Origin of the sequence: Kitasatospora sp. NPDC059803 (assembly GCF_042732255.1) — a bacterium.
Lineage (GTDB): Bacteria > Actinomycetota > Actinomycetes > Streptomycetales > Streptomycetaceae > Kitasatospora.
Genome location: NZ_JBHWIJ010000092.1, coordinates 1 through 9,857, shown reverse-complemented (window position 1 = coordinate 9,857; position 9,857 = coordinate 1). Strand labels below are relative to the sequence as shown.

Here is a 9,857-nt window from a genome sequence, read left to right as displayed (position 1 = left end):
CCCCTGTTCTGCCCGCCCGCGGTGTGTGGGGTGTGCGTTCTCCCGCGGGGGGGGGGGGGGGGGGGGCCCCTAACCACCCGCGTGGGGGGGTTGTCGCCTTCGCGCCCCCCCCGGGGCCTCGTGGAACATGCGTGGAACGCTGAGTACGATCGTGCGGTCGGATGACTGCTCCGCCGCAGGTAGAAGCGCTTTTGCGGGAGAGCGGCCTCAATGATCTTGAAAACTGTCGTGCGGTGACCCCGTACCGTGGGTTCGAATCCCACGCTCTCCGCTGGTTGGAGAACCACCTGCTCAGGGCGGGTGCCGAGATCACTCGGCACCCGCCTTTCGCGTTTGCGGCCGGCGGGGGTTGACCCTGACACGGTGGCAGGGGGTGGAGTGGGGGCACCATGTTGAACATCGGAGACTTCGCCAGCCACGGCCGGGTGTCGGTGCGGATGCTGCGCCACTACGACGCGATCGGGCTGCTGCGGCCCGCCAGGGTGGACCCGGCCAGCGGGTACCGGTCCTACGAGGCGTCCCAACTCGCCCGGCTCAACCGGGTGATCGCGCTCAAGGAGCTCGGCTTCACGCTGCAGCAGGTGCGGGCCGTCCTGGACGAGCAGGTGGACGCGGCCGAACTGCGCGGGATGCTGCGGCTGCGCCGGGCCCAACTCGCCGAGGCGATCGCCGCGGACGAGCAGCGGCTGACCAGGGTGGAGGCGAGGCTCCGGACGATCGAGAGCGAGGGGACCATGTCCGCACACGACGTCGTGCTGAAGCGGGTGCCGTCCGTCCGGGTGGCCGAACTGACCGCGGTGGCCGCGAGTTACGAGCCGGAGGACATCGGACCGGTGATCGGCCCGCTGTTCGCGGAGCTGTGCCGGCGGCTGGCCGAGGCCGGGATCGCCGAGGCGGGCCCGTCCGTCGCCCGGTACGAGGACGTGCCGGAGGGCGAGGGCGCGGTGCTGATCCGGGTGGCCGTCCCGGTCGGGCCGGCGGTGGAGCCGGGCCGGTACGGCTTCGCGGTGCTCGACCTGCCGCCGATCGAGGAGGCGGCGACGGTCGTGCACCGCGGCTCGATGGACGAGGCGATGGGGAGCTTCCAGGAGCTGGCCCGCTTCATCGACGCGAACGGCTACCGCTCGGCCGGCTACGCCCGGGAGCTCTACCTGGAGTGCCCGGACGACCCGGCGCGGTGGGTCACGGAGTTCCAGGAGCCGGTGGTCCGCCGGTAGGCCCTGCCCGGCCGAGGTCCACGCCCCGCAGATCCCGCCGGGGCCCACTTGCCGGGCCTCCGGCGGGCGGGCAGAGTGCGGTGGAGGCGGCGGGCGGCGAGTGGAGGCGGCGATGGGTGACCTGACGGACCGACTGGCGCAGGGCCTTCCGGCCGGGGCGGTGGTGGTGGATCCGGACGTGACCGCCGCCTACCGCCATGACATGGCCGGCTTCTGTGCGGCCGGTGCGCCCGCCGTGGTGGTGTTCCCGGAGACGGTCGAGCAGGTGCAGCACGTGCTGCGCACCGCCACCGCGCTGCGGGTGCCGGTGGTGCCGCAGGGGGCGCGGACCGGGCTGTCGGGGGCGGCGAACGCCGTGGACGGCTGCATCGTGCTGTCGATGGTGAAGTTGAACCGGATCCTGGAGCTCGACCCGGTGAACCGGATCGCGGTGGTCGAGCCCGGCGTCGTGAACGCCGAACTGTCGCGAGCAGCCGGTGAGTTCGGCCTGTCGTACCCGCCGGACCCGTCCAGCTGGGAGTCCTGCACGATCGGCGGCAACATCGGCACCGGCGCGGGCGGGCTCTGCTGCGTGAAGTACGGCGTCACCAGCGAGTACGTGCTCGGCCTGGACGTGGTGCTGGCGGACGGGCGGCTGCTGTCCACCGGGCGCCGGACGGCCAAGGGTGTGGCCGGGTACGACCTGACCCGGCTGCTGGTCGGCTCGGAGGGCACGCTGGGCGTGGTGGTCCGGGCGGTGCTCGCGCTGCGGCCCGCGCCGGCGCCGCAGCTGGCGCTGGCGGCGGAGTTCCCGAGCGTGGACGCGGCGGGCGCGGCCGTCTGCGAGGTGATGGCGCGCGGCCTGACCCCGTCGCTGATGGAGCTGATGGACGCGGTCAGCGTGCGGGCGGTCAACGACCTGGGGCGGATGGGGCTGCCGGAGACGACCCGGGCGCTGCTGCTGGTGGCCTTCGACGGGCCGGACCGGGAAGCCGGGCTGGCGCGGGTGGCGGAGCTCTGCCGGGAGGCCGGGGCGACCGAGGTGGTGCCGGCCGAGGACGAGGCGGAGTCGCAGCTGCTGCTGGAGGCCCGGCGACTGGCGCTGCCCGCGCTGGACCGGTTGGGCACCACGATGATCGACGACGTGGCGGTGCCGTGCTCCCGGCTGGCCGAGATGCTGAACGGTGTGGCGGCGATCGCCGAGCGGCACGCGCTGACCATCGGGGTGGTCAGCCACGCCGGGGACGGCAACACCCACCCGATCGTGATCTTCGACGGCTCGGACGAGGAGCAGGCTGCGCGGGCGCAGCGCTCCTTCGACGAGATCATGGCGCTGGGGCTGGAGCTGGGCGGCACGATCACCGGGGAGCACGGGGTGGGGCTGCTCAAGCGGGACTGGCTGGCACGCGAGCTGGGGCCGGTCGCGCTGGACCTCCAGCGACAGCTGAAGGCGGTCTTCGATCCGTTGGGAATCATGAACCCGGGCAAGATGGTCTGATGGTATTTCCCCCTATTCCAGTACGACTTTCCGATGGCCTGAGAATGGCCGGAAAAGTCGACATGGGAGGGTAGTCGAACTTTTTGGGGGCGCGTTTCCTGATTTTCCTGCGCCGGGGTGGTGCGCCTGGTGGTTCGCGTGATGGCGAAGCGCCCTACCTGGAGGGTCCTCCGAGAGGTCGCCGTTCGGGCAAAGTGCCAGCTCAGAGAGGTGTGTCGGCGCACTGTCCGATTTTCGGTCCGTTATGCGCAGCCCGGGTGGATATCACGCTAACGGGCGAAAACTGCCCCGCCGACTAGTGCTTTGTCGATTTGTTGCGGAAGTCTGTCTCTCGGCGTCGCAGCCAGCAGGTGTTCGTCTGGCCGGCGAACTCCCGCACCCCTTGCTCGACAATTGCACGATTTACAGCTTCTTGGAGGCTCTCATGGCTCGCATCCACACCCGCCGGGTGGCCGGATTCCTGCTCGCCGCCCCGCTCGCGGCCGGCCTGCTGCTGGCCGGGGCCGGCGCTGCGGCCGCCGACAACGGTGCGGGCGCCGCCGCCGGTTCCAACGCCGGCGTGGTGTCCAACGTCGGCACGGGCAACGTCTTCGGCGGGGTCGACGGCAACTACATCTCCACCCAGCAGACCGCCACCGGCGCCGGCGCCTCGAACCAGAACAACACCCTCGCGGTGAAGGACAACACGGGCACCATCCTGGCCGGGCAGTCCAACAAGAACATCAACGTCGTGTTCGCCCCGATCTTCCACTGATCCGATCGGGCACCACCGACGGCGGGGGCGCCGGAGGTGGGCGGCCGCGGGTGAGCTGAGCGCTCGCGGAGGGGCTCGAACCAGTCTCCGGGCGGAATTCCCGCCCGGGCGCGGATCAGAACAGCGCATGACCGGCCAGCGGAAAGGGTCGCCGTGAAGCCGGCCTCGGGGGGGGGGGCGGCCCCCGCGCCCGCGCCCCCAGCCGCCGCGGCCGCGGGCGCCCGCCCCCCGCCCCCCCCCCGCCCCCCCCCCCCCCCCCCCCCCCCCCAGAGCGGGCGCGCTCCCCCCGCCCGGGGGGGCCGGGCCCCACCCCCCCCCCCCCCACGAGTGCGTCCGGAGCCGGGCGCGAACCGCACGGGCCCGCTCGTCGCCGGCTGCCCGGCACCGCCAGCTGTCCGGCACCGCCGACATCGCCGGCTGCCCGACACCGCCGACACCGCTCGGGACCGCCCGCCGAGGCCCGCCCGGACGCCCCGAACGCGTCCAGCGAGGGCCCGCGCCCGGAGCCGTCGGTGCTCGGCGGTACGGTTGCGCTCCGACAGCGCACCACGTGCCCGGGCCCGGGAACCACGGCCCGGCCGGGGCGGCGACCGCGGCAACCGGAAGAGAGGGCGCGCGATGGCGGCGGAGGAGGAGGGCCTGACCGGCCCGGGCGAGGCCTGGCCTGCACCGGAGCCGGATCCGCGACCCGGGCCGGACGCCCGCCGGGAGCCGGCCGAGCACCGGCCCGAGCCGAAGTCCGTGCCCGAGCTGCTGCTCGGCCGCCCGCCGATGGCCCGCCCGCTGCCGACCTTCGACGCCGAGGCCGCGCCCGCCGAGCCCGGCCCGCTGTTCGTGGACTGGCTCGCCACCGCGCTGGCCGCCGGCGTGCCGGACCCGCAGGTGGTCACCCTCTCCACGGTCGACGCGGACGGCCTGCCGGACGCCCGGGTGCTGGTGCTGCGCGACGTCGACGCGTCCGGCACCGGCTGGGTCTTCTCCGCCGCCGCCGACAGCCCCAAGGGCCGCCAGCTGGCCGACCACCCGGCCGCCGCGCTGACCGTCTACTGGCCCCAGCTGGGCCGCCAGGTGCGGGTTCGCGGCACCGTCGAGCGGGCCGCCGACCTGGTCGCCGCCGCCGAGTTCGCCACCCGCTCCCCGGATGCCCGGGTCGGCGCGCTGGTCGGGCGGCAGAGCGAGCCGATGGCCTCGCTCGCCGAGTACGACGAGGCCGTCGCCGTCGCCCGCCGCCGGCTGGAGGCCACTCCGGACGCGGTCGCGGCCGGGCACGCGGTCTACACCCTGTGGGCGCACGAGGTGGAGTACTGGCAGGGCGACGCGCAGCGCCGGCACGTCCGGCTGCGCTACACCCGCACCGGCCCGGTCCGGACCCCGGAGTGGTCGCGCACCCTGCTGTGGCCGTAACGGTCTGACGGCCCAAGGGCCCGGCCTGGCCGGGCCCCGCCGTCGTGCGGTCCTACCGCCGCCCGGTCAGCGTGGCTCCCACGCTGGCCGCCACCACACAGCCGATCCCGGCCAGCTGCGGCACGCCCAGCAGCTGGCCGAGCACCACCAGGCCGACCAGCGCGCTGACCGCCGGCTCCAGGCTGACCAGCACGCTGAACACCCGCTGCGGCATCCGCCGCAGCGCGGTCATCTCCAGCGCGTACGGGATCACCGGCAGCAGCAGCGACACCCCGGCCACCGCGGCCAGCAGTCCCAGCGGCGAGGCGCCGGGCGCGGTCAGCCCGTCCCAGGCCTGGCCGAGCCCGAACGGCGCCAGGGCGAGCGCGCCGACCGTCATCGACACCGCCAGGCCCTGGAAGCCCTGGAAGGCGGCGCCGACCTTGTCGGTGAACAGGATGTACGCGGCGTAGCAGGCGGCGGCCCCGAAGGCGTAGAGCAGGCCGACCGGGTCGAGCCCGCCCCCGTCGCCGCCCTCGCCGAGCAGGGTCAGCAGGACGACGCCGCCGGCGGCGAGCAGCGCCCAGAGCAGGTGGCTGGCGCGCCGGGCGAAGACCAGGGCGACCGCGAGCGGGCCGAGGAACTCGATGGTCGCGGCGGTGCCCATCGGCAGCCGGTCGATCGCCCCGGCGAACAGGAAGGTCATCCCGGCCGAGGCCACGCCCAGCAGGGCCGCCGCGGCGAGGTCGCGCGGGCGCTTGTCGCGCAGCCGGGGCCGGGTGACGGCGAGCAGGATGACCGCCGCGAAGCCCAGCCGCAGGAAGGTGGTGCCGCTGACCCCGAGCGGGCCGAACAGCGGCTTGGACAGGGCGATCCCGGTCTGCACCAGGAACATCGCGGTCAGACAGAGAAGCGGCGCCGGGATCCTCTCCGGGCGCCGCAGGACCTTCGGGAGTCGGCCGGTGGGCCGGCCGGGGGGCGCGTCGGGCGGTGCCGTGGAGCCGGGTGTCCCGCCTCGTCGCCAGCTGCCCCGCTCGCCGGCGGGCTCGCCCTGGGGGGCGGGCGGCATGGCAAGCGCCTCGGCGACGGCGGCAGCCGGCATCGGGGCGGTGGTTTCGCTGGGATGGGAGCTGGGCATATGGGCGAGTTTGCCGTAAGGAGTGATGAACGGGCAAGCTCGTTACAACTATCGGGACGGATGTGGACGGGTGCGGCCGAAAGGGTGGGCTCGCCCGGTGCGCCCGGCGTGGTTGCCGCATTCGTCCGATGGTCCGTCAGTAGCAAGGGCGGGTGCGCTATCTCCGCCCCGCGGCCCTGCTCGCCGCCTCCCTCGTGCTCCTGCTGGCCACCGACGGGACGGGCGTGAGCGCCGGGGCCGCCGCCCTCCCCCGCATCCGGGCCCTCACCCTGCCCGACCGGTTCGGCCCGCCCAGGATCCACGACGACTTCACCGGCCCCGCCTTCGACGCCTGCACCGCGCCGCCCCTCGACACCCTGCGGGCCTGGCACGGGGTCTCCCCGTACGGCGCGCTCGGCATCTACGTCAGCGGCGCCCAGCGCGGCTGCGGCCAGCCCCGGCTCACCGCCGAGTGGGTGCGCCAGGCCCGCGCACTGGGCTGGCGCTTCCTGCCGGCCCACGTCGGGCTCCAGGCGCCGTGCAGCGAACTCGCCCGCAAGCCGCGCCGGATCGACCCCGCCCACGCGGTCGAGCAGGGCCGGGACGAGGCCACCGAAGCCGTCCACGCGATGGGCTCGCTCGGATTCGGCAAGGGCGGCCCGGTCTACCTCGACATCGAGGCCTACCCGATGCACGACCCCGCCTGCGGCCAGGCCGTGGTCGACTTCGCCGTCGGCTGGACCCAGGCCCTGCACGCCGCCGGCTACCGCTCCGGCTTCTACTCCAGCCTCGACTCCGGCATCGCCGACCTGGCCGCCGCAGCCCGGGCCGGCAGCTTCCCGCTGCCCGACGCCCTCTGGTACGCCCGCTGGGACGACCGGGCCGACACCGCCGATTCCGGCGCCCTCGGCTCCGGCCTCTGGGGCGACCACCAGCGCGTCCACCAGTACCGCGGCAACGTCGAGGAGACCTACGGCGGCGCCGCCCTCACGATCGACCGCAACCACGTCGACGGCCCGACCGCCGGCTGACGCGTCGCCGATCCGTGATCCGGGCAACGGGGCCGGGATACTGACAGCGGGTGGGGCGGGGCGGCACAATCGGGCACGTCCGCGCGCATTACCGCCCGGTAGGTGCCGCAGGCGCAGCCGCCAGTGCCGCCAGGTCAAGGAGGACCCGTGTTCAGCACGATGCAGGACGTCCCGCTCACCGTCGCCCGGATTCTGGAGCACGGGTCCACCATCCACGGCCGGTCCACCGTCACCACCTGGGACGGCACCGGGCCGGTCGTGCGGACGTACGCCGAGGTGGGGGCGCGGGCCGCGCAGCTCGCCCACGCGCTCCGCGACGAACTGGGGGTGACCGGGGACGACCGGGTCGCGACCCTGATGTGGAACAACTCGGTCCACCTGGAGGCGTACCTCGCCGTCCCCGCGATGGGGTCCGTGCTGCACACGCTCAACCTGCGGCTGCCCGCCCACCAGCTGTCGTTCATCGTCAACCACGCCGCCGACCACACGGTGATCGTGGACGGCAGCGTGCTCCCGCTGCTCGCCGCCGTCCTGCCGGACCTCGCCCCGACGCTCCGGCACATCGTGGTGAACGGCCCCGCCGACCGCTCGCTGCTGGCCGGCTTCCCGGGCACCGTGCACGACTACGAGGAGCTGATCGCCGGCCGGCCCACCGCCTACCCGTGGCGCAGCGACCTCGACGAGCGCGAGGCCGCCGTGCTCTGCTACACCTCCGGCACCACCGGGGACCCGAAGGGCGTGCTCTACAGCCACCGCTCGGTGTACCTGCACTGCCTCCAGGTCAACACCGGCGACAACTTCGCCTTCACCCCGCGCGACACCGCGCTGCCGGTGGTCCCGATGTTCCACGTGAACGCCTGGGGCATCCCGCACGCCGCCTTCATGTCCGGCGCCAACCTGCTCATGCCGGATCGTTTCCTCCAGCCCAAGCCGATGGCCGAGATGATCGCCGCCGTCCGGCCCACCGTCGGCGCCGCCGTCCCGACCATCTGGAGCGGCCTGCTGGACGAGCTCGACGCGGGCGACTACGACACCTCCAGCCTGCGCATGGTGGTCATCGGCGGCAGCGCCTGCCCGCCCTCGCTGATGAAGGGCTTCGAGGAGCGCCACGGAATCCGCGTGCTGCACGCCTGGGGCATGACCGAGACCTCGCCGCTCGGCTCCTTCGCCCAGCCGCCCGGCGGCCTCACCCCGGAGGAGGAGTGGCCCTACCGCGTCACCCAGGGCATCTTCCCGGCCTCCGTCGAGGCCCGGCTGGTCGGCCCGTCCGGTGAGCGGATGCCGCACGACGGCGTCGCGGCGGGCGAGCTGGAGGTGCGCGGCCCGTGGATCGCCGGGGCCTACTACGGCGGTGCCGGGCAGGACCCGGTCCGGCCGGACGACAAGTTCTCCGAGGACGGCTGGCTGCGCACCGGCGACGTCGGCACCATCACCGCCGACGGCTACCTGACCCTCACCGACCGGGCCAAGGACGTGATCAAGTCCGGCGGCGAGTGGATCTCCTCGGTCGAACTGGAGAACCAGTTGATGGCCCACCCCGAGGTGGCCGAGGCCGCCGTGGTCGCCGTCCCGGACGAGAAGTGGGGCGAGCGCCCGCTGGCCACGGTCGTGCTGCGCCCGGGTGCCACGGCCGGGCTGAGCGAGCTGCGGGCCTTCCTGGCCGGGCGGATCGCCTCCTGGCAGCTGCCGGAGCGCTGGTCGATCGTCGAGTCGGTGCCGAAGACCTCGGTCGGCAAGTTCGACAAGAAGGTGATCCGCGCCAGCTACGCGGCGGACGAACTGGACGTGACGGTGCTCGGCAAGGAGTAGCCGCCCGCCCGACCGCCGAGGGCCGGCCACCCCCGTTCCAGCGGGGTGGCCGGCCCTCGGCGCGTGCCTGGTGGATCTCGCCGGACCTTCGGCGTCAGGGAGCGGTCAGCCCGCCGCGGCGACGCCCGCCTCGCCCATCGCGCCGATCCGCCCGAGCAGGTCGACGATCCGGGACTGGACGTCGGCGCTGGTCGAGCGCTCGGCGAGGAACAGCACCGTCTCGCCGGTGCGCAGCCGGGGCAGTTCGCGCGGGTCGAGGTCCACCGAGGTGTAGACCACCAGCGGGGTGCGGTGCAGCCGGTCGTTGGCGCGCAGCCAGTCCAGCAGGCCGACCCGGCGGCGGCGGATCTGGAGCAGGTCCATCACCACCAGGTTGGGCTGCACGCTGCTGGCCCGGGCGACGGCGTCGTTCTCGTCCACCGCGTGCTCGACGTGCATGCCGCGCCGCTCCAGGCTGCTGATCATGGCGGCGGCGATGTCCGGGTCGCCCTCGACCAGCAGGACGCGCGGGGCGTGGTGCTCGCCGTCGCGCGGCGCGAGGGCGCGCAGCAGCACGGCCGGGTCGGCGCCGTACGCGGCGTCCCGGGTGGCCTGGCCGAGACCGGCGGTGACCAGCACGGGGACGCGGCTGTTGAGCGCGGCGGTGCGCAGCGACTGCAGCGCGGTGCGGGTGATCGGGCTGGTCAGCGGGTCGACGAAGAGCGCCGCGGGGAAGCCGGCGACCTGGGCGTCCACCTCCTCGCGGGAGCGGACGATCACCGGGCGGTAGCCGCGTTCCTGGAGCGCCTGCCGGGTGGCCGGATCGGGCTCGGGCCAGACCAGCAGCCGACGGGCGCTGCCGCCCTCCCCGTTCGAGCCGTTCGAGCCGTTCGGGCTGGCCATGGTCGGCGGCTGTTCGTCGGTCCGGTCGCCGGCGGCGGCGGGCAGTTCGGCCATCGGGCGCGGGGCGGTCCTGGTCTCGGCCGGGACGGGCGGCTGCGGTCCGGCGGCGGGCGTCGGCGAACCGCCCAGCGGGCGCGGCGGCGCGAGTTCGGCGAGGCCGGTGCCGACCGGGCGCGGGCCGGACGGG

At 74.5% G+C, this 9,857-nt stretch carries 8 protein-coding genes; 6 read left to right on the top strand and 2 right to left on the bottom strand.

The annotated features are described in order from the left end of the window. Nucleotides 1–389 precede the first annotated feature (389 nt). The 4 genes from ACFV6I_RS17050 to ACFV6I_RS17035 all read left to right on the top strand — a co-directional run bounded on the left by ACFV6I_RS17050 (nucleotide 390) and on the right by ACFV6I_RS17035 (nucleotide 4,852). Nucleotides 390–1,217, top strand: a complete 828-nt coding sequence (locus ACFV6I_RS17050) for a MerR family transcriptional regulator (protein WP_380426019.1) — start codon at nucleotides 390–392, stop codon at nucleotides 1,215–1,217. A gap of 112 nt (nucleotides 1,218–1,329) precedes the next feature. Next, nucleotides 1,330–2,694: an FAD-binding oxidoreductase gene (locus ACFV6I_RS17045; protein ID WP_380426017.1), complete on the top strand. Its 1,365-nt coding sequence runs from the start codon at nucleotides 1,330–1,332 to the stop codon at nucleotides 2,692–2,694. Between the two features lie 424 nt (nucleotides 2,695–3,118). Then, nucleotides 3,119–3,448 carry a hypothetical protein gene (locus ACFV6I_RS17040; RefSeq protein ID WP_380426015.1) on the top strand — a complete coding sequence of 110 codons (330 nt, stop codon included), beginning with the start codon at nucleotides 3,119–3,121 and terminating at the stop codon, nucleotides 3,446–3,448. A 618-nt stretch (nucleotides 3,449–4,066) separates the two neighbouring features. Further along, nucleotides 4,067–4,852 carry a pyridoxal 5'-phosphate synthase gene (locus ACFV6I_RS17035; protein WP_244293416.1) on the top strand — a complete coding sequence of 262 codons (786 nt, stop codon included), beginning with the start codon at nucleotides 4,067–4,069 and terminating at the stop codon, nucleotides 4,850–4,852. 52 nt (nucleotides 4,853–4,904) lie between these two features. Here ACFV6I_RS17035 and ACFV6I_RS17030 read toward each other — a convergent pair whose 3' ends face one another. Next, a complete protein-coding gene (locus ACFV6I_RS17030) occupies nucleotides 4,905–5,969 on the bottom strand; it encodes a DMT family transporter (RefSeq protein WP_208869089.1) in 1,065 nt (354 codons plus the stop codon). 152 nt (nucleotides 5,970–6,121) lie between these two features. Between ACFV6I_RS17030 and ACFV6I_RS17025 the strand changes: the two genes are divergently transcribed. Beyond that, complete coding sequence (locus ACFV6I_RS17025) at nucleotides 6,122–6,979, top strand: glycoside hydrolase domain-containing protein (protein WP_063348575.1); 858 nt, start codon at nucleotides 6,122–6,124, stop codon at nucleotides 6,977–6,979. A 147-nt stretch (nucleotides 6,980–7,126) separates the two neighbouring features. Next, nucleotides 7,127–8,788 carry a long-chain fatty acid--CoA ligase gene (locus ACFV6I_RS17020; protein ID WP_380426013.1) on the top strand — a complete coding sequence of 554 codons (1,662 nt, stop codon included), beginning with the start codon at nucleotides 7,127–7,129 and terminating at the stop codon, nucleotides 8,786–8,788. Between the two features lie 105 nt (nucleotides 8,789–8,893). Here the strand turns inward: ACFV6I_RS17020 and ACFV6I_RS17015 are convergent. Then, on the bottom strand, nucleotides 8,894–9,857 hold a 964-nt coding region (locus ACFV6I_RS17015; protein ID WP_380426011.1), incomplete at its 5' end, for a PleD family two-component system response regulator.

What these genes read in the sequence shown, in the direction of transcription:
- ACFV6I_RS17050 (WP_380426019.1), top strand. Translation starts at nt 390, where the DNA reads ATGTTGAACATCGGAGACTTCGCCAGCCACGGCCGGGTGTCGGTGCGG.
- ACFV6I_RS17030 (WP_208869089.1), bottom strand. Translation starts at nt 5,969, where the DNA reads ATGCCCAGCTCCCATCCCAGCGAAACCACCGCCCCGATGCCGGCTGCC.
- ACFV6I_RS17045 (WP_380426017.1), top strand. Translation starts at nt 1,330, where the DNA reads ATGGGTGACCTGACGGACCGACTGGCGCAGGGCCTTCCGGCCGGGGCG.
- ACFV6I_RS17040 (WP_380426015.1), top strand. Translation starts at nt 3,119, where the DNA reads ATGGCTCGCATCCACACCCGCCGGGTGGCCGGATTCCTGCTCGCCGCC.
- ACFV6I_RS17035 (WP_244293416.1), top strand. Translation starts at nt 4,067, where the DNA reads ATGGCGGCGGAGGAGGAGGGCCTGACCGGCCCGGGCGAGGCCTGGCCT.